The organism is Bradyrhizobium sp. Leo78, from assembly GCF_059512425.1.
Window position 1 is genome coordinate 135,390 of sequence record NZ_JCAMOT010000021.1, and the last position, 17,305, is coordinate 152,694.

Consider the following 17,305-nt stretch of genomic DNA (forward strand, 5'->3'; position numbering starts at 1 on the left):
GGTGTCGACGCTGGTGATCCTGCCGCAGCATGCGCACGCCGCGGCCGGTCTTGACGGCGCGACGATGACGTGGCCCTTCGCGCTTCCTTTCGCTGGTCTGCTGCTGTCGATCGCGCTCGGGCCGCTGCTGTTTCCGAAATTCTGGCATCACCATTACGGCAAGATCGCCGCTGGCTGGTCGTTTCTGACGCTCGCCTCGCTCGTCTGGTTCGCCGGAGGTGCAGCCATGCTGGAGAGCTTCGTGCATGCGATGCTCGGGGAGTATCTGAGCTTCATCGTGCTGCTGTTCGCGCTCTATACGGTTGCCGGCGGGATCTTGGTGACCGGCGACCTGAGGGGCACGCCGTGGACCAATACGTCCGTTCTTGCAGTGGGTACGATGATGGCCAGCGTCGTCGGCACCACCGGTGCCGCCATGATCCTGATCCGCCCGTTGATCCGCGCCAACCTGTTGCGGCCCCATAACGCGCACGTCATCGTGTTCTTCATCATTCTCGTTGCCAATGTCGGCGGCGCGCTCAGCCCGCTCGGCGATCCGCCACTGTTCGTCGGTTTCCTGCACGGCGTCGAGTTCTTCTGGACCACGAGGAACATCTGGTTGCAAACCGCGATCGTGGCCGGCATCCTCCTGCTCGTCTTTGTCGTGCTCGATCTCTGGCTCTTCCGCAAAGAGCCATCAGCTCCACCCGGCGGAGCGTCGCCGATCCGCCTTCGCGGCCTGATCAATCTGGTGCTGATCGCCGCAATCATTGCCAGCATCCTGATGTCGGCGACCTGGCGGCCAGGAATTGCCTTCGACGTTCTCGGCACCAGGCTGGAGCTGCAGAATCTGGTGCGAGACAGCCTTCTGATCGCAATCGCGCTGCTTTCGCTATGGCTCACGCCGGACGAACACCGCGAGGCCAACGGCTTCAACTGGGAGCCGATCCGGGAGGTCGCGAAATTGTTTGCCGCCATCTTCACCGCGATCATCCCGGTGCTGGCGATGCTCCATGCCGGGCGTGACGGCTCGTTCGCCTGGCTGTTGTCCGCGGTCACCGAACCGAACGGCGCTCCACGGGAGGTTCCCTATTTCTGGTTCACCGGATTGATGTCGGCGTTTCTCGACAATGCTCCGACCTATCTGCTGTTCTTCGAGGTCGCCGGCGGCGACCCGCAGCGGTTGATGGGGGAATTGTCGGGGACGCTGGCGGCGATTTCCATGGGTGCGGTCTACATGGGGGCGCTCACCTACATCGGAAACGCACCGAACTTCATGGTGGCGGCGATCGCGAACGAGCGTGGCATCAAGATGCCGAGCTTCTTCGGCTATCTCTTCTTTGCGGGTTGCGTGTTGATACCGCTGTTCCTGCTTCTCACATTTCTGCCGATCGCCCCTGTTCTCAGCGTTCACTGAGTGCCATATGCTGGAACTCCTTTGAGCGGCGGAAGGGGAGTTCATGAGCGCACATGGTCCGATGCCCCATACGGCATGGATTTTCCCCGCGCTGGCGATGGGATTGTTCGCTGCGGCGACAGCCGTCGGATGGGTGTTTAGCCCATCTCTCGGCGGATGGCTGCTGGCCGCGATCCTGCTGGCCATCCTGTTCGGCACGGTGTTCGCTGCGGTTCATCACGCGGAGGTGATCGCCGAAGAGGTCGGAGAGCCTTTCGGCACATTGGTGCTGACGCTCGCGGTGACGATCATTGAAGTGGCGCTGATCACGACGATCATGCTGGGTGACAAGCCGCAGCCGGCGCTGGCCCGTGACACTGTGTTTGCGGTTGTGATGATCGTTTGTAACGGTCTCGTTGGGCTGTGCATCTTCATCGGCGGGTTGCACTACCGCGAGCAGGATTTCCAGGTTACCGGCGCCAACGTTTATCTCAGCGTGTTGTTCGTATTGGCGACGATAACGCTGATCATGCCAAATTATACATTGGCGACGCCCGGGCCGGTCTATTCGGCGATGCAACTCGGATTTGTCGACATTGTCACGCTCGCCCTCTACGGTGTCTTTCTCTACATCCAGACCATGCGGCACCGCGATTACTTCGTGGCCGAGTCCGCAAATGATGCTGAGGCGCCGAAGATGTCATCGGGCGCCGTGCTGGCGCTCAGCATTCCGTTGCTGCTGGTCTCGCTTCTCGCCGTCGTGCTGCTGTCAAAGAAGTTCTCGCTCGTCATCGATGCCACCGCAGCGATGATCGGTGCGCCGCCCGCCTTCGCGGGTCTCGTGGTCGCGCTTCTCATCCTCATGCCGGAAGGCGTTGCCGCGGCTTCGGCCGCCCGCAACAATGATTTGCAGAAGAGCATCAATCTTGCGCTCGGGTCATCGCTTGCCACGATCGGGTTGACGATCCCCGCGGTCGGCGTCGCCACCTACCTGCTGGGCAAGGAGCTTGTCCTCGGGCTCAACGCCCAGAGCACGGTGCTGTTGTTCTTGACCTTCCTCTTGAGCATGCTGACCTTCGGCACAGGCCGCACCAATATCCTGTTCGGCGTGGTGCATCTGGTGGTATTTGCCGTGTTCTTGTTCCTGGCATTCCTGCCATAGGGAGACAACGACGATGCTTGCCGCGAAATCCGATGTCCAAGTCGACACCCCCGAAGTCCGCGTCACCGAGTGGCGGCTCGCGCCGCGCAGTGCGACCGGGCCTCACGTCCATGAGATGGACTATGTGATCGTGCCCGTGACCGCCGGCGAGATGACCATCGTGGCGCCCAGTGGCGAGCGGTCGAAGGCCGAGCTCCGCGTAGGCAAGTCGTATTTCCGGAAGGCGGGGGTGGAGCACGATGTACTTAATGAAACCTCTACGGAGATCGTCTTCCTCGAGATTGAACTCAAGCCGTAAGCATCCGTGATCGCCGGAACCGGCCGGTTGCCATTGATCCGACGCAGTTGATCCCTCAATGTGCCTCAAAGTTCCCGCATCTAACGCCGCGGCGGGGAGTGGTTGGCAATGCTGAAATACCTGACGAAATTTGTCGTCGATATCTTTCCCTCGGTGGCTGCGACGGTCATCGGGGCCTACATCGTTAACCACTACATCGTAGCCAAGCCGGAGGCACCGGCCGCCGCCGCTGTTTCGACCGCCCAGCCGAAGGCTGCCGTCGCGAGCAAACCCGTCGAAAAGCCTGCCGAGGTCTCCAATCTCCCCGAAGCTGGCGTGAAGGCCAAGGGCATGTCCGAGCGCACATTGATGGAGCGCACGGCGTCCGAGAAGGCCACGGTGACTGAGAAGGCGACCGAGAACAAACCCGCCGCCGAAGCGCCCGCCGAGACCGCAAGCATTCCGCCCGCCGAGCCCCGTCGCCATCAGCCCGCATCCCGTGAAAAGGCCGTCGCCAAGGTGACGCCGGCACCGGTGCAGCAGCCTGCTACCGTGCCCGCCGCTGCACCGGCCTCGCCGCCAGCCGAAGCTGCGGCTGTACCGGACGAGCATCGTGACGCCAACGACCTTGCGCGCGCCGCGATCGAGCGGTTGCGCGGCACCGCCGAGGGCGGCTCTCGTTCGCCGGAGGCGGCACGTGCACCGGAAGCGCCTCGCGTCGCGACCGCGCCGTCAGTGGTGCGGCCGTTGCCGCCGCCGATCATGGTCTCGACGCCGCCGAGCGAGACCTTCGGCCAGACCTCCCAGCCGCGTCCGCCTTATGCCGCAAGCGCAGCTGACGATCCGAACCGTCCGACGCCGCCGGCGGACATTCCGACCTCACGTCCGCCGCTGGATCTGCGCGCCGACGCAGCAGGGGCGGAGCCGGCCAAGGAGCGCCCGACGATCGGCGACGACATGCTGTCATCGATGAAATCGGTATTCCACGCCGTCCTGCCGAAATAGCTGAGTACGATCGCGCAGGCTGGATATAGCCGGCGTCATCTCGCTGTCTCCACAAACACGCTGTCGTCCTCGCGAACGCGGGGACGCATAACCACAGGGAGTTGTTGTGGCGCGAGCAAGTGGTTGCAGCTTCACACATCACTAAACCCTGTGGCTATGGGTCCTGGGTCGCGCGGAGCCTGTCATCGGGCGCGCGTTCGCGCGACCCGTTGGCTTGCCCGGGACGACGGCGAGGAGAGTGCGTCTATCTTAACCGCCGGTGCGCGCGAGGCCGCTGCGCGCGGTCTCGTCTCGAGGCCGCAATGCTATCGCTCGGCTGTACGAAATCGCTGCCTTGCCTTTGTCGCCGAGCCTCTCATAGGCCTCGCCGCGCACCGTCCAAGCCTGGGCGCTGTTCGGATCGGCCTGCACCGCTTCGTCAAGATCGGCGGCCGCTTCCTTGGCCTTGTTGAGAGCGAGATAGCTGCTCGCGCGCGCCAGCAACGGGTCGACGCTCTGTGGCGCCAGGCCGCTGGCCGCGGTGAAATCCTCGATCGCCTGCTGGTGCTGGTTCTGGCCCTGATAGATCAGGCCGCGGCCATAGAGCGCCTGTGTGTTGTAGGGATCGACTGCGAGCGCCTGTTCGAATTCGGCGAGTGCCTGTTCGGTCTTGAAGGACCGCGCGAACTCCTGGCCACGCGCCGCGTGCTCCTTGGCGTCGCTGACGTTCTGCGCACTGACGCTGCCGGTCGGCTTGTCGGTGGCGGCCTGCTTGGGTTTGTCGTTGCCGGGCCCCAATGATCCCAGATCGAACGAGCAGCCGCCCAAGGGGAGGCCAAGGGGAATGCCAAGTGCAACGGCCAGCAGAATGGCAGGCCGTGCCATCAGGCGCGGGAGAGGCAAAATTCCAGAACGGGTGCGGGATGCCGGAAACACCATCAACGGAACTGCTCGCGTAATGGAAATGCTCGCGTCTGCAATTCCGTATTGGTAGCCGGCCGCGGTGCAAAATGCACCGACCAAAAAGCAAAACGCGGACCCTCAGGCCCGCGTTCTCATTTCTGACCTTTATAAAAAGGTGCGATCAGCGCGGACCGCGGCCAGCGCCCGGCCCGCCACGTCCACCGGCGCCACGGTCACCACCCGCGCCGGCGCCGAACACCGGCTTCGGCTTCATCGGCAACAGGCCTTCGCGCTGCAGCTTCTTGCGCGCCAACTTGCGGGCGCGGCGCACGGCTTCGGCCTTCTCGCGGGCCTTCTTCTCGGAAGGCTTCTCATAGTGGCCGCGGAGCTTCATCTCGCGGAAAATGCCCTCGCGCTGCATCTTCTTTTTGAGCGCTTTCAGGGCTTGATCGACATTGTTATCGCGGACGAGAACCTGCACGCGGCATCCTCTTTTCGATTGATCGGTTCGGAAATCTGGAAAAGCCAAGGTCGGCAAAAAGGCCAGACCTTCAGCCCTAGGGGCGCGCATGTAGCAGACAAAATCGCAAATGTCCACCGGTGAAGCGGGAGCAAGGGCCAAGTAAAGCCACGAAATAGGGCGAAATTGCCACCTAGCGGCCTTGATTGGGGTGATTCGGCGCCAAATGCTTGGCCGCTCCCGCAGCTTTTGCTGGCTCCGGGAAACAAAATAATAGGAGAATTGCTATGGAGACACAAAAATACGCCGCCGAGGCGATCGGCACGTTCTGGCTCACATTTACGGGATGCGGCAGCGCCGTGATCGCCGCTGGCTTTCCGCAAGTCGGAATCGGCCTGGTCGGCGTGTCGCTGGCGTTCGGATTGAGCGTCGTCACCATGGCCTATGCGATCGGCCACGTGTCCGGCTGCCATCTCAATCCGGCCGTCACCGTCGGTCTCGCTGCCGGCGGACGTTTCCCCGTTGGCCAGATCCTGCCCTATGTGATCGCTCAGGTGATCGGTGCGGTCGTTGCTGCGGGAGTGCTCTATCTGATCGCGAGCGGCGCGCCCGGCTTCGACCTCGCCAAGGGCTTTGCCTCCAACGGCTATGACGCGCATTCGCCCGGGCAGTACAGCCTGTTGTCCGGCTTCATCACCGAGGTGGTGATGACGATGATGTTCCTGTTCATCATCATGGGCGCGACCCATGGCAGGGCGCCTGCGGGCTTTGCGCCGCTCGCGATCGGGCTCGCGTTGACGCTGATCCATCTGGTCAGCATTCCCGTCACCAACACCTCGGTGAATCCGGCGCGCAGCACCGGGCCGGCATTGTTCGTTGGTGGATGGGCGCTGGCGCAGCTCTGGCTGTTCTGGGTGGCGCCGTTGATCGGCGGCGCGCTCGGCGGGGTGCTCTATCGCTGGCTCAGCGAAGAGCCGACCGGAGTCGTCGAGGGCGTACGACAGGCTTGATCAGTTTCTAATTTAAGACTTTGCCGGCGGGCTACTGTTTGTGGCCTGCCGGCGCTACTTCGGTGGTGCCACTTCAGTGACATGGCCCATCTTGCGGCCGGGCCGCGGCGGGCCCTTGCCGTAGAGATGCACGGTTGCGCCGGGCACTGTCAGCCATTCCTCATAGCTCAGGATGTCGTCGCCGATCAGGTTGGTCATGGTCACCGCGCCATGGCGGATCGGTTTGCCGAGCGGCCAGCCGGCGATGGCGCGGATGTGCTGCTCGAATTGCGAGATCGAGGCGCCGTCGAGCGTCCAGTGTCCGGAATTGTGAACCCGCGGCGCGATCTCGTTGACCAGCACGGTCGGCCCGTCCTTGCCCGCGACCACGAACATTTCGACCCCGAGTACGCCGACATAGTTCAGCGCATGCGCGATTCTTTCCGCAACCGATCGCGCCTGCACGGCGAGCTCGGCCGGGATCGCTGCCGGCGCGCGCGAGATCTTCAGGATGTGATCGCGATGCTCGTTCTCGGTGACGTCGAAACATTCGACGTGGCCGTCCGCGGAGCGCGCGGCGATCACGGAGATTTCGCGCTCGAATGGCACGAAGGCTTCGAGAATGGCGGATTTGGTGCCGAGGTCTTCCCAGAGCTGGTCGATGTCGTCGCCGTCGCGGATCATCGCCTGGCCCTTGCCGTCATAGCCGAAGCGGCGCGTCTTGATGACGGCGGGAAGGCCGATGCGCGCGATGCCGGCGCGCAGCGTTTCGACCGAGGACACATCGGCATAGTCGGCGGTGCCGATGCCGAGCCTGGTGATGAAATCCTTTTCGATCAGCCGGTCCTGCGTGGTCTCGAGGATCTTCTGCGACGGCAGCACCGGGCGGCGCGCCGCCAGCACCAAGGCGGTCGCGGACGGCACGTTCTCGAATTCATAGGTGATGACGTCGACGTCATTGGCGAACAGTTCGAGCGCCTCGACATCGGCAAATTCCGCGCAGGTCGCGTGCTGCACCACGTCGAAGGCGGGCGAATCCGGATCCGGCGAGAACACCTGGCATTTGAGGCCGAGCCGCGCCGCGGCCATCGCCAGCATCCGGCCCAATTGCCCGCCGCCGAGAATTCCGATGGTATCACCCGGCTTCAGCTTCACTGTTGTCGAAGCCGTCACGCCGATACCTCCGGATGCTCCTTGACCGCATCGGTCTGTTGCTTGCGCCAGGTGGCCAGGCGCGTCGCCAGCGCCGGATCGTTCAGCGCCAGCACGCTCGCTGCGAGCAGCGCCGCGTTGATGGCACCCGATTTTCCGATCGCCAGCGTGCCGACCGGGATACCGGCCGGCATCTGCACGATCGAATACAGCGAATCGACGCCCGACAGCGCCTTCGATTCGACGGGAACCCCGAACACTGGAAGTTCCGTCAGGGCAGCCGTCATGCCGGGCAGATGCGCGGCACCGCCGGCGCCGGCAATAATGACCTTGAAACCGGCCGCTTTTGCCCCCTTGGCGAACGCGTACAGCCGGTCCGGGGTACGGTGGGCGGAAATGATCCGCGCCTCAAACGCGAGCCCGAGGGCAGTGAGCGTTTCGGCGGCGTGGCCCATGGTCTCCCAGTCCGACTGGCTTCCCATGATAATGGCTATTGCGGCGGGCATATCGTCAATTCTGATCGGGAATCCAGAAGCATGGGCCGGATTATAGGAGCGGCCCGTCACTGATCCAAGGCGTGGCAAGGAATCCGGAATGGACTATCCTGTCTTGGTGAATGCGGGCAAGCCTCATCAGCGGGCCTCAACAAGGATGCTTATGAAAAAGAAGAAGAGGGCGGCCGCATCCGGGGCCGCGAAAAGACAAAGCGCGGCTGCGCGCAAGGTTGCGCCGCGCCGCGCCCAAGCCGCCACCACCCAAGCCGCGCCTGCCCAAGCCGCCCCCACCAAAGTCCCCCCTGTCCAGGTGCCATCGGCTGCATTGACCGAGGCCAAGGCGACAATTCGCCGCCTCAAGGCGGAACTGGCCGCGGCGGAAGCGCAGATCGCGGAACTGCAGGCATCCGCGGAGACCGACTTCCTGCTGGACATCCTCAATCGGCGCGGCTTCGAGCGCGAGCTGAACCGCTCGATCGCCTATATCAAGCGCTATCACGCCAGCGGCGCGCTGGTCATGCTCGACGTCGATCGCCTGAAGCCGATCAATGACACCTATGGCCATGCCGCCGGCGATGCGGTGCTGAAGGCGATCGTAAAAACGGTAACGAAGCAGGTGCGTGCATCGGACGTGGTCGGACGGCTCGGCGGCGACGAGTTCGCGGTGCTGCTGTGGAACCTGACCGAGACCGACGCCAAGGCCAAGGCTGCGGCGCTGGAGCAATCGATCGATCGCCTTACCTTCGATTTCGGTGGCCGCAGCGTCAGCGCGGGCGCCTCCGCCGGCGTTGCGATCCTCGGTCCGCACTCCGTGGCGAGCCGCGCACTGGAAGAGGCTGATAGCGCGATGTATGTGCGCAAGGCGCAGCGGCGGCATGAAGTGGTGGGTTGATGGCAAGCGGCTTCACAGGCCGAGATCGTCCGGCAGGTTGCCGAATTTCCGCAGCAGGTGCGCATCGCCGAATTCGCCGATCATGGGATCGCCGGTGCGGCTGAAGGCGACCGCGCCGATGCTGCCCGGCATCCGCGACATCATCTCGGCGCGCCGCAACGCGGTCGCGGCGCTCTGACACTCCTCGGCATTGCCCGCGACCAATTCACCGCTGTCGTCCCGCACGAAAGGCAGCGCAACGTAATAGGTGATATCGGCCATGGCGTGCTCCTTTTACCTACGCGGCGTCGTTCTTTGCCTGCGCGAAACAGGTCGCGAGTGCGTCCTGTAATTCCGCGACCTCAGTCTCGAGGAATTCGTTGGCCATGATCAGCGCCTTGATGGTGCTGCGCAGATTGCCGTCGCACATCGCGATCGCCTGGTCGCAAGCCACTTCGTAGCGGTTGTTGTCGGAGAACACTGACGGCATGGGCATGGCGATGATCCTTCCGGTTCTGGCTGGCGGCAGCGGTAATGTTCTTATTTTGTTCTAGAGGAGTCAAGAGGGCGGAAGCGCCTTGCCGGCGGCTTGTGACCGATCGCGCCAAGCGCCTGTGGATGTCTGCCTGTGGATGTCGGGGACAGCTAGTCAACATGCGCTGACAGCAAAGCCAGGCGCAAATTCTCTCGTGTCGTCATTCCGAGGCACGCAAAGCGCGAGCCCGGAATCCGTTTTACCACTTGCACGCGCGGCCCGATGGATTCCGGGTTCGATGCGGAGCCTATCATCGGGCCGCGCTTCGCGGACCCATTGGTATCGCCCCGGAATGACGGCGCGCGTCACGCGATGATGTCGGGCGTGATCTGATCCTCGATGAAGGCGATGCGATCGCGCAAGTGCAGCTTGCGCTTCTTGAGTCGCTGCACCATCAGCAGATCCGGCGCCGGCGACTGATGCAGCGCGTCGATGGCTGCATCGAGATCGCGGTGCTCCTGCTGCAGCCGTGCAAGCTCTGCGTGGAGTTCGCGCTCATCTTCGTCGGTCATGGCTGTGTACTAAAAAATAGGCACGGTGAAGTTGTGGCCGGATCGCTCGGTATCTGCGTGCCGAAATATCCTCCCTCCACGCTCGCCGCGCAAGTTAAGACGGTTCCATACGCACGTTCTGTTACAGATAAATTCGAAAATGTCGCAGCGCTGATTCGCAATCTCCGTCGACAGATAATCTGGCTGGTGTACACTTTGGTGTCCTGATCGAAATTGAGGTTAACCTGCCGAGGAGGTTTCGTAATGGCGATACAGGCGCATCTGGTTGAACTGGAACGCAAGCACAAAATTCTCGAAAGCGAACTACACGAAGCGCTCCTGCACCTCTCTACAGACGACCTGCAAATCACCGAACTCAAGCGCCGCAAGTTGATGGTCAAGGACGAGATCGAACGGTTGAAACAATCCGTCGACGAGACATTCCACTAGCCAGTCCCCCGGTAACATATCGCAACGTACACCACTTCAGGCCGGATGGGCGCCGAAGCGCTCATCCGTGGTCGATGTTGCGACTGCTCACACGAACTCACCGACGTGATCGGCGATCGCGAGCGACGACGTCAACCCGGGCGATTCGATACCAAACAGATTGATCAATCCAGTGACGCCGTGATCGCGCGGCCCCTGGATCAGGAAATCCTGCGTCGCCACGGCCGGCGGAACGATCTTCGGTCGGATCCCGGAATAGCTTGGCATCAGTGCCCCGTCCGGCAGCCCGGGCCAATATTTGCGGATTGCCGGATAGAAGCGGTCCGCGCGCGCCGGATCGACGGCGTAATCGATGCTCTCCACCCATTCCACATCCGGGCCGAAGCGGGCCTGCCCTGCCATGTCCAGGGTGAGGTGCACGCCGAGCCCGCCGGGCTCGGGCACCGGGTAGATCAGCCGCGAGAACGGCGCCCGCGCGCTGCAACTGAAATAGTTTCCCTTGGCGAGATAGGCGCATGGGATCAATTCGAGCGGCATACCCTCGATGCCGCGCGCGACCGCCGGCGCCCCGAGGCCTGCGGCATTGACGAGCAGGTCGCATTCCAGCGTCATCGGCGCTTCGCCACCGGCCTCGATCTCGATCCGGCCGGCCGCCGCCTTGGCGCGAAGCAGCGGGGTATGGAAGGCGAATGCGGCGCCGGCGGCCTCCGCATCGCCCCTGAGCGCCAGCATATAGGCGTGGCTGTCGATGATCCCGGTGGACGGCGACAGCAGTGCGGCGTCGCAGTTCAACGCTGGCTCCATCGCGCGGGCGGATTCGCCCGAAAGCAGCTCCATGTCGCGCACGCCATTGGCCTCGGCATGGGCGCGGATCGATTGCAGCTTTTCGGTCTCTTTCGGCGTGGTCGCGACGATCAGCTTGCCGCAATTGCGATAGGGGACGCCGTGCTCCTTGCAATAACGGTAAAGCGCATGCTTGCCGCTGACGCACATCCGCGCCATCAGGCTGCCGGCACGGTAGTAGATGCCGGCATGGATCACCTCGCTGTTACGCGAGGAGGTCACGGTGCCGATCCCCTCGGCGGCTTCCAGCACGATCACTTCGCGCCCTGCTTGTGCGAGGCGGCGTGCGACGGCGAGCCCGATCACACCCGCTCCGATGACGACGCAATCAACTCTGTCCATGGATCCTTCAAGCCCGGAAATCGGCGCGAATAGGGTTCTGCTTGTTGTTGTCCATCCGCGCCTTGGTAGCAACGCCCCGGATTGCCTCGAAATAGGCTTCGTGGCGCACCGGCATTAGTGCGGCATTAATCATGTCAGGGCAATTGCCCTAAATTAAGTCACATTTTCCGGTTGCATCGCGCGGCGTTTACCCGATCCAAACTGCCAAGGCCAGAGACTGTAATGCGGAAATCCGCAAGGTGACGGAATGGCTGGCAAGAAAGCGCAGGGAAGCGGGAGGAATCTGATTCCGGCGCCGGCCGTCGTCTGCCTTGTCGTGGCCATTGCGTCGGCTGCATTGGCTCTCGCAGCGTCAGCCGGTCTGGTCCCATCGAGCGATATCGGTTCGCTTGGGCCGAACCTGGTCTGGGAGCTTTTGATCGGCGGCACCGTCGTCGCCTCCTTTTTGGGCGCGATCACGCTCTCGGTGCTTTCGGCGCTGCGAAGGGTGCAGCGCATACAACTCCGGCGCAATGCCTTCGTCAGCTCCGCCCTCAACCATCTGAACCAGGGCGTGGTGATGACCGATGCGCAAAAGCGGATCGTTTTCTGCAACGACCGCTATCTCGAGATCTATGGCCTGTCGCGCTCCGACATACCGCGCAACATGACCGGGCCCGAATTGTTGGCAATGCGCCACCGGCGCGGCTTGATGGATGTCACGCCTGCGGAGTTCTATATCCGGGCCGCCAACCCCGAGGGGATGGTGACGGAATTGCCCAACGGCAAATCGGTCGTGGTCCGACATTTCGGGCTGCCCAATGGCGGATCGATCGCGACGCATGAGGACTGCACCGACCAGCGGCAACTGTCGCGCAAGCTCGCATCCACCACCCAGTTCCTGGAATCGGTGCTCGACAACGTGCCGGTCTGCGTGGCCGCGAAGAACATCGAGGACGGCCGCTACATCTTCGCCAACCGTGCCTTCGAGCGGTTCTCGCGCTTCTCGCGCGATCGCATCGTCGGCAAGCGCGCCGACGAGATCTTTAGTCCCGAGAGCGCCGCGAGCATCGCGGCCGCCGACAAGGCGGCGCTTCAAGCTCCAGAAGGCTCCTTCCGCAACGAGTTCTGGGTCGAACGTGGCCCGGAGCGGCGCATCCTCGCTTCCAACCGCGTGATCGCGCGCAACGAGAAGGGCGAGCCGGAATTCCTGATAGCGCTGTTCGATGATGTCACCGACCGCCGTTCGCTGTCGCGGGAATTGGAGAACGCCAAGAAGTTCCTCGAACTCGTGGTCGACAACATTCCGGTCTCGCTGATCGTCGAGCGCGTCAGCGACGGCCGATATTTGCTCGCCAACCGCTCGGCTGAGACGATCCTGAACCGCCGGCGCGAGGATGCCACCGGCCTGACGGCGACGGACATCTTCAATCCGCGCGAGGCCAAGCTGATCATCGCGCGCGACGAGGCTGCGATCAAGAAACGCGGCCTGCTCACCGAGGAGCATCCGATCTCGACCAAGGACGGCTTGCGGCTATTCCTGACCCGCCGCATGACCGTGCTCGACGAGCATGGCGAGCCGCAATACCTGATCAAGACGCATGAGGACGTCACGGATCGACGCCAGACCGAATCCCGCATGGCCCATATGGCCTATCACGACGGTTTGACCGATTTGCCGAACCGCGCCGCTTTCCTGCAGGCGCTGGCGCAGATGATCGAGGCCTGTGGCGGCACCGACGAGGAATTCGCCGTGCTTTGCGTCGACCTCGACGGCCTGAAAGAGATCAACGACGTGTTTGGCCATGCGATCGGCGACAAATTGCTGATCGAGGTGGCCCGGCGCCTGCAGACCTCGGCGCGCGGCGGCGTGGTGGCGCGCCTCTCGGGCGATGAGTTCGGCCTGATCATCGACGGCAAGCAGCCGGCCGCCGGCATCGTTCTTGCCGAACAGGTGGCGGAGGCGCTCGCCCAGGAATTCTTGATCGATGGCAAATCGGTCCGCACCGGCGTCACTGCGGGCATTTCGGTATTTCCGCACAATGGCTCGGATGCCGCCTCGCTGCTCGCCAATGCCGGCGCGGCGCTGTTCCGCGCGAAGGCGAAGTCGCGGGGCACGATCTCGATCTACGAGCCGGAAATGGACCAGCAGATCCGCGACCGGCGCGTTCTGCATCAGGATCTCTCCGCCGCGATCCGGAACGGCGAATTATCGCTCTACTACCAGCCGCTGGCCGCGGCCGGCGCAACGGTGGACGAGAGCAGGGTGATCGGTTTCGAGGCCCTGGCGCGTTGGCAGCATCCGGTGCGCGGCTTCGTCTCGCCCGCGGATTTCATTCCGCTTGCGGAAGAAGGCGGCCTGATCGTCGAGATGGGCGAGTGGATCCTGCGCGAGGCCTGCCGCGAGGCGGCCTCCTGGAAGCAGCCGCTGCAGATCGCGGTCAATCTTTCTCCGGCGCAGTTCATGCACGGCGACCTTGTCAGCCTCGTGCATTCGATCCTGCTCGAAACGGGCTTGCGGCCCGACAGGCTCGAGCTCGAAATCACCGAGGGCGTGCTGATCGAGGATTTCGATCGCGGCCTGGCGCTGCTCAGGCGGCTGAAGGCGCTCGGCGTGCGCATCTCGATGGACGATTTCGGCAGCGGCTATTCCTCGCTGAGCTACCTGCAGGCGTTTCCCTTCGACAAGATCAAGATAGACCGCGCCTTCGTCATCAATCTCGGCCGCAACCCCCAATCGGCGGCGATCGTCCGCGCTGTCATCGATCTCGGTCACGGCTTGCAGATGTCGATCGTCGCTGAGGGCGTGGAAAGCGAGGAGCAGCTCGGCTTCCTGGCAAAGGAGGGATGCGACGCGGTGCAGGGTTATCTGATCGGCAAGCCGGCGCCGGTCGGCCAGTACGCGGCGCTGGTGGGCAACGGCGGTAATGTCGTGGAACTGGTCCGCAAGACCGGGTAAGTCTTGCTGGACGGGTTTTCTTCACCCGCGCCTGTATCTCCTTCACGTGGGAGCGCTATGACCTTCCGGCATGGGCGTGCTCTCGTCGCGGCCGCTTAGGCCAGTCTTAACCATCGCGCTTCTTTTACTTTTTCGCCCGAGACCTCCCGCTGTAGTCTTGCAATTGATCAGTGCGGAGGATGCCGTGGATCAACGGGATTGGAGCCGCGTCGAGCAGGAACTCGGCGAATTGGTGCCAAAGGCGGACGCGTCCTTGGGCCAGCAGCCTGCGCCAGCGCAGCTCAGTTTGGCAAGTAAGACTCTGGCGTCGGGCGAGAATTCGACGGAGGCAATCCTCGAGCAGATCGCTCAGGCCCTCGAAGCCGACGGAATCGTCAGCAGGAAAAGCCCCTGAGCATCGACTTCCGATCCCATCCGGTGTGTGCGAGCGAACGGACGGCCCAATGCGCCTTGGCAAAGTTCAAGCTCACGCAGTGCCGCGTGGTGGAACGAAGAGACGCCCGCACGCTGACGCCGACATTCAAAAGAGACCAAAGCGGATGTTCGTGAACGTTCGCTTCTGACGTGCCTCTGCGCCAATCTGTCCCGTCTTTCGCCCCTGGCCGAGGTCGTACGATGCGATACCCTGATGAAAAATTCAGGGAGGGAGCCATGTCAGCGAAACTTGATCGCCGTCAATTCATTGCTGCGGGTACGACAGCGGCAGCGATGCCGTTCCTCTTGCGCAGGGCCGCGGCGCAGGAAGCGTGGCCGTCGCGGCAAATCCGTATGATCTGCAGCTATCCGGCCGGCGGCCAGACCGACCTGCTCGCGCGCGCCTTCGGCGAATTCATCTCCAGGCAGGTGGGAAAGACTGTCGTCATAGAGAACAGAGCGGGGGCCTCGGGCTCGATAGGCGCCGCGGAAGTCGCGCGCGCGGAGCCAGATGGCCATACGATCCTGTGCTCCATCTCAACCACCTATGTGATGAACAGAGCCATGATGAAGAACCCCGGCTACGACATGGACAAGGACCTGACGCTCGTCAGCATCATCCCGGGGGCAGGGCTGCTGCTGGTCGCGAGCCCGAAGGCCGGCGTCAAGACATTGGACGAATTCGTCGCTTTCGCGCGCAAGAGCGGCAAGGTGAACTTCGGCACCTATAGTGCGGGCTCGGCCCCGCACATGACGATCAATGAGCTCAACAAACAGTATGGTCTCAACATCGAACCGATCCATTACCGTGGCGAAGCGCCAATGTGGACGGGGCTGGCGGAAGGCACGCTCGATGTCGCGATGGGCAGCTACACGGCTGCGCAAACCGTCCTGCAGAGCAATCGCGGCGTTGTGTTCGCGGTGCATTCGAAGAAGGTCGACGCGATCCCCAACGTCAGGACTCTGCCTCAACAGGGCGCGACAGCGAAATTCTTCACCGTGAGCGGCTTCACGGGCTGGGCGTTGCCGAAGGCGACGCCGCAGCCGATCGTCGATCGGTTGGCGGAACTCTGCGTGGCAGCCAATAGCGATGCGAAAGTGAAGGAAGTTCTCAGCACCTTCGTGCTCGAACCGGCGCTCGGCTTTACGGAAAGCAACGCTTTGTATCAGAGGGAATTGCCGGTCTGGATGGAGAGCGCGCAAGCGCTCGGCTTGGAACCATCCTAGACAATCTGGAGATACTAGCTGAGCGCCCTGCTTCGACCTGCCTGCTGCGACCAAGCTTCGTCGCGGCGGGATGGCCGCCGGTGCAGGCGGTCGGCGATCAGCTTTGTCGCTTTCTCGCCGCGCCCCGCGCGAAGACAGGCGACGATGAATGTGTCCTCCCAAAGCTCGCGCTGGGCGTGACTGCCGCCGATCCGCACCAGTTCCGGCATCAACGGCTCGAGGATGCGCACGGCGCCCTCGTTGTCGCCCGAGGCAAATGCCTGGATACCGCGGCAAAGACCGATCGCGGAAGCGCCGGGCGCCAGCTTGCCCTCGGCGTGCCGCGCCTCCATTTCGGCAAGCCGCGGCTCCAGAGCGCCGCCGTTGCTCGCCGCGGCAGCCAATGCGTGATGGACATCGGCAAAATGCGCCCCGGCTTTCGGGAAGAATTTCTCGCCGTAGGCGGCGACTTCCTGCCAATGCGAGTCAAGCCCGGTCCTTCCCGCCAGCGAGACCCGCCACAGCAATGAGGTGGTATCGGTCAGAATGTTCAGCGGCGGATAGGGCCGCCCCTGCGGTCTGATATGCCGCTCGTAGATGTCGAGCGCGCCGTCAGTGTCACCGTCCTCGAGCGCGATCAGTGCCAGGTGCCAGGCAAGATGTCCCTGCAAGAAGCTCACACGGTCGTGTGCCGGCAACCAGCCGGACAGGAAGGTGCGGCCTTCCTTGGGATCACCCTGCTCGAACAGGGCATGCGACAGAGCGTGGGCCGCGCTGGCATTTGCCGGCTTCATCCAATAGGCGCGCTCGGTGGTATCGCGGCCGGTGATGACGTCGCCCGCCTCGGTTCGCGACCAGCCGAGATAGGTGAGGAACCACCAGTCTTCGCCATAGTCGGCAGCGTAGCGCTCGCAGATCGAAAGCCGTGCCGCGTCATGGTCGGGCCGTCCCGAGAAAGCGTAGAGGCCGAAGGCGCCGAGCAGCAGCGACAGGATCAGCGCGTCGCGCGGAAATTCCGTCAGGTGCTGTTCGGCCACTTGCAATGCGTGCCTGGTCTGGCTTTCAACCACCGAGGCTACGATCTCGACATGCTGCTGCTCGCGCCGACTCGCGGCGGCGGCCAATTGCCGGGCTTTTGCCGCCTTGTCGCGGGCCGCCGCGCCTTCCATGTTGATCTGATGGACGCGGGCACGCGCCACATGGGCCAGCGCAAAATCGGGATCCTCGGCGATGGCCGCCTCAAAGGCCGCATCCGCGCCATGCCAGGCCGCAAGGATACAGTCGATGCCATCACGGTAGAGCGCCGCGGCGCGATCGGAAGCGGTCGTCAGCGGCAGGTCGTAGCGGTCCCGGTTCATCATTCGTCCTCCTGACGTGCAGGCGAAATCTAGCAGAGGCGCCTGTGACAACAATATTGCG

Annotated in this window: 19 protein-coding genes; 10 read left to right on the forward strand and 9 right to left on the reverse strand. The window is 63.2% G+C overall.

Features of this window, described 5'->3' with window-relative positions:
• The first annotated feature begins 64 nt into the window (after positions 1-64).
• The 4 genes from AC5ZG1_RS25150 (at position 65) to AC5ZG1_RS25165 (ending at position 3,819) form a co-directional block, all read left to right on the forward strand.
• Positions 65-1,396, forward strand: coding sequence for a sodium:proton antiporter (locus tag AC5ZG1_RS25150; RefSeq protein WP_496134384.1), 1,332 nt, complete (start codon positions 65-67; stop codon positions 1,394-1,396).
• 43 nt (positions 1,397-1,439) lie between these two features.
• Entirely contained in the window at positions 1,440-2,537 is a 1,098-nt protein-coding gene (locus tag AC5ZG1_RS25155; RefSeq protein WP_130227421.1) for a calcium:cation antiporter, read from the forward strand.
• Between the two features lie 13 nt (positions 2,538-2,550).
• Positions 2,551-2,835, forward strand: coding sequence for a cupin domain-containing protein (locus tag AC5ZG1_RS25160; protein ID WP_456640975.1), 285 nt, complete (start codon positions 2,551-2,553; stop codon positions 2,833-2,835).
• Positions 2,836-2,943: 108 nt separating this feature from the next.
• On the forward strand, positions 2,944-3,819 hold the full coding sequence (locus AC5ZG1_RS25165; protein ID WP_496134364.1) for a hypothetical protein: 876 nt from the start codon (positions 2,944-2,946) through the stop codon (positions 3,817-3,819).
• 249 nt (positions 3,820-4,068) lie between these two features.
• Here AC5ZG1_RS25165 and AC5ZG1_RS25170 read toward each other — a convergent pair whose 3' ends face one another.
• Together AC5ZG1_RS25170 and rpsU are read right to left on the reverse strand one after the other, a co-directional pair.
• Entirely contained in the window at positions 4,069-4,683 is a 615-nt protein-coding gene (locus AC5ZG1_RS25170) for a tetratricopeptide repeat protein (RefSeq protein WP_496134365.1), read from the reverse strand.
• Between the two features lie 199 nt (positions 4,684-4,882).
• Complete coding sequence (gene rpsU, locus AC5ZG1_RS25175; protein ID WP_027579707.1) at positions 4,883-5,182, reverse strand: 30S ribosomal protein S21; 300 nt, start codon at positions 5,180-5,182, stop codon at positions 4,883-4,885.
• Positions 5,183-5,448: 266 nt separating this feature from the next.
• Here rpsU and aqpZ point away from each other — a divergent pair, with 266 nt between their 5' ends.
• Positions 5,449-6,171, forward strand: a complete 723-nt coding sequence (gene aqpZ, locus AC5ZG1_RS25180; protein WP_028167002.1) for an aquaporin Z — start codon at positions 5,449-5,451, stop codon at positions 6,169-6,171.
• A 54-nt stretch (positions 6,172-6,225) separates the two neighbouring features.
• Here the strand turns inward: aqpZ and AC5ZG1_RS25185 are convergent, their stop codons facing one another.
• Positions 6,226-7,323: a 5-(carboxyamino)imidazole ribonucleotide synthase gene (locus tag AC5ZG1_RS25185; protein WP_496134366.1), complete on the reverse strand. Its 1,098-nt coding sequence runs from the start codon at positions 7,321-7,323 to the stop codon at positions 6,226-6,228.
• A complete protein-coding gene (gene purE, locus AC5ZG1_RS25190) occupies positions 7,320-7,808 on the reverse strand; it encodes a 5-(carboxyamino)imidazole ribonucleotide mutase (protein ID WP_456640979.1) in 489 nt (162 codons plus the stop codon). Before purE ends, AC5ZG1_RS25185 begins: the two co-directional genes overlap by 4 nt.
• 151 nt (positions 7,809-7,959) lie before the next feature.
• Here purE and AC5ZG1_RS25195 point away from each other — a divergent pair, with 151 nt between their 5' ends.
• Positions 7,960-8,688, forward strand: coding sequence for a GGDEF domain-containing protein (locus AC5ZG1_RS25195; RefSeq protein ID WP_456640980.1), 729 nt, complete (start codon positions 7,960-7,962; stop codon positions 8,686-8,688).
• Positions 8,689-8,700: 12 nt separating this feature from the next.
• Here the strand turns inward: AC5ZG1_RS25195 and AC5ZG1_RS25200 are convergent, their stop codons facing one another.
• The 3 genes from AC5ZG1_RS25200 to AC5ZG1_RS25210 all read right to left on the reverse strand — a co-directional run bounded on the left by AC5ZG1_RS25200 (position 8,701) and on the right by AC5ZG1_RS25210 (position 9,714).
• Positions 8,701-8,949 (reverse strand): hypothetical protein, encoded by a 249-nt coding sequence (locus AC5ZG1_RS25200; protein ID WP_028167006.1) that lies wholly within the window; start codon positions 8,947-8,949, stop codon positions 8,701-8,703.
• 16 nt (positions 8,950-8,965) lie between these two features.
• Complete coding sequence (locus AC5ZG1_RS25205) at positions 8,966-9,157, reverse strand: hypothetical protein (RefSeq protein WP_028167007.1); 192 nt, start codon at positions 9,155-9,157, stop codon at positions 8,966-8,968.
• A 350-nt stretch (positions 9,158-9,507) separates the two neighbouring features.
• A complete protein-coding gene (locus AC5ZG1_RS25210; RefSeq protein WP_028167008.1) occupies positions 9,508-9,714 on the reverse strand; it encodes a YdcH family protein in 207 nt (68 codons plus the stop codon).
• Between the two features lie 243 nt (positions 9,715-9,957).
• Between AC5ZG1_RS25210 and AC5ZG1_RS25215 the strand changes: the two genes are divergently transcribed.
• Positions 9,958-10,143, forward strand: coding sequence for a YdcH family protein (locus AC5ZG1_RS25215; RefSeq protein ID WP_028167009.1), 186 nt, complete (start codon positions 9,958-9,960; stop codon positions 10,141-10,143).
• 87 nt (positions 10,144-10,230) lie between these two features.
• Here AC5ZG1_RS25215 and AC5ZG1_RS25220 read toward each other — a convergent pair whose 3' ends face one another.
• Positions 10,231-11,328: an NAD(P)/FAD-dependent oxidoreductase gene (locus tag AC5ZG1_RS25220; RefSeq protein WP_496134367.1), complete on the reverse strand. Its 1,098-nt coding sequence runs from the start codon at positions 11,326-11,328 to the stop codon at positions 10,231-10,233.
• Positions 11,329-11,575: 247 nt separating this feature from the next.
• On the opposite strand from AC5ZG1_RS25220, the gene AC5ZG1_RS25225 reads away from it, so the two are divergent.
• The 3 genes from AC5ZG1_RS25225 (at position 11,576) to AC5ZG1_RS25235 (ending at position 15,907) form a co-directional block, all read left to right on the forward strand.
• On the forward strand, positions 11,576-14,266 hold the full coding sequence (locus AC5ZG1_RS25225) for a sensor domain-containing protein (protein WP_496134368.1): 2,691 nt from the start codon (positions 11,576-11,578) through the stop codon (positions 14,264-14,266).
• A 184-nt stretch (positions 14,267-14,450) separates the two neighbouring features.
• The gene (locus AC5ZG1_RS25230) at positions 14,451-14,660 is read left to right on the forward strand and encodes a hypothetical protein (protein WP_496134369.1); all 210 of its coding nucleotides are present in this window, start codon (positions 14,451-14,453) and stop codon (positions 14,658-14,660) included.
• 257 nt (positions 14,661-14,917) lie between these two features.
• Entirely contained in the window at positions 14,918-15,907 is a 990-nt protein-coding gene (locus AC5ZG1_RS25235; protein WP_496134370.1) for a Bug family tripartite tricarboxylate transporter substrate binding protein, read from the forward strand.
• A gap of 14 nt (positions 15,908-15,921) precedes the next feature.
• Here AC5ZG1_RS25235 and AC5ZG1_RS25240 read toward each other — a convergent pair whose 3' ends face one another.
• On the reverse strand, positions 15,922-17,247 hold the full coding sequence (locus AC5ZG1_RS25240; RefSeq protein WP_496134371.1) for a tetratricopeptide repeat protein: 1,326 nt from the start codon (positions 17,245-17,247) through the stop codon (positions 15,922-15,924).
• Positions 17,248-17,305 lie beyond the last annotated feature (58 nt).

What these genes read in the sequence shown, in the direction of transcription:
- AC5ZG1_RS25150 (WP_496134384.1), top strand. Translation starts at nt 65, where the DNA reads ATGACGTGGCCCTTCGCGCTTCCTTTCGCTGGTCTGCTGCTGTCGATC.
- AC5ZG1_RS25155 (WP_130227421.1), top strand. Translation starts at nt 1,440, where the DNA reads ATGAGCGCACATGGTCCGATGCCCCATACGGCATGGATTTTCCCCGCG.
- AC5ZG1_RS25160 (WP_456640975.1), top strand. Translation starts at nt 2,551, where the DNA reads ATGCTTGCCGCGAAATCCGATGTCCAAGTCGACACCCCCGAAGTCCGC.
- AC5ZG1_RS25165 (WP_496134364.1), top strand. Translation starts at nt 2,944, where the DNA reads ATGCTGAAATACCTGACGAAATTTGTCGTCGATATCTTTCCCTCGGTG.
- AC5ZG1_RS25170 (WP_496134365.1), bottom strand. Translation starts at nt 4,683, where the DNA reads ATGGCACGGCCTGCCATTCTGCTGGCCGTTGCACTTGGCATTCCCCTT.
- aqpZ (WP_028167002.1), top strand. Translation starts at nt 5,449, where the DNA reads ATGGAGACACAAAAATACGCCGCCGAGGCGATCGGCACGTTCTGGCTC.
- purE (WP_456640979.1), bottom strand. Translation starts at nt 7,808, where the DNA reads ATGCCCGCCGCAATAGCCATTATCATGGGAAGCCAGTCGGACTGGGAG.
- AC5ZG1_RS25195 (WP_456640980.1), top strand. Translation starts at nt 7,960, where the DNA reads ATGAAAAAGAAGAAGAGGGCGGCCGCATCCGGGGCCGCGAAAAGACAA.
- AC5ZG1_RS25200 (WP_028167006.1), bottom strand. Translation starts at nt 8,949, where the DNA reads ATGGCCGATATCACCTATTACGTTGCGCTGCCTTTCGTGCGGGACGAC.
- AC5ZG1_RS25205 (WP_028167007.1), bottom strand. Translation starts at nt 9,157, where the DNA reads ATGCCGTCAGTGTTCTCCGACAACAACCGCTACGAAGTGGCTTGCGAC.
- AC5ZG1_RS25210 (WP_028167008.1), bottom strand. Translation starts at nt 9,714, where the DNA reads ATGACCGACGAAGATGAGCGCGAACTCCACGCAGAGCTTGCACGGCTG.
- AC5ZG1_RS25215 (WP_028167009.1), top strand. Translation starts at nt 9,958, where the DNA reads ATGGCGATACAGGCGCATCTGGTTGAACTGGAACGCAAGCACAAAATT.
- AC5ZG1_RS25220 (WP_496134367.1), bottom strand. Translation starts at nt 11,328, where the DNA reads ATGGACAGAGTTGATTGCGTCGTCATCGGAGCGGGTGTGATCGGGCTC.
- AC5ZG1_RS25225 (WP_496134368.1), top strand. Translation starts at nt 11,576, where the DNA reads ATGGCTGGCAAGAAAGCGCAGGGAAGCGGGAGGAATCTGATTCCGGCG.
- AC5ZG1_RS25235 (WP_496134370.1), top strand. Translation starts at nt 14,918, where the DNA reads ATGTCAGCGAAACTTGATCGCCGTCAATTCATTGCTGCGGGTACGACA.
- AC5ZG1_RS25240 (WP_496134371.1), bottom strand. Translation starts at nt 17,247, where the DNA reads ATGATGAACCGGGACCGCTACGACCTGCCGCTGACGACCGCTTCCGAT.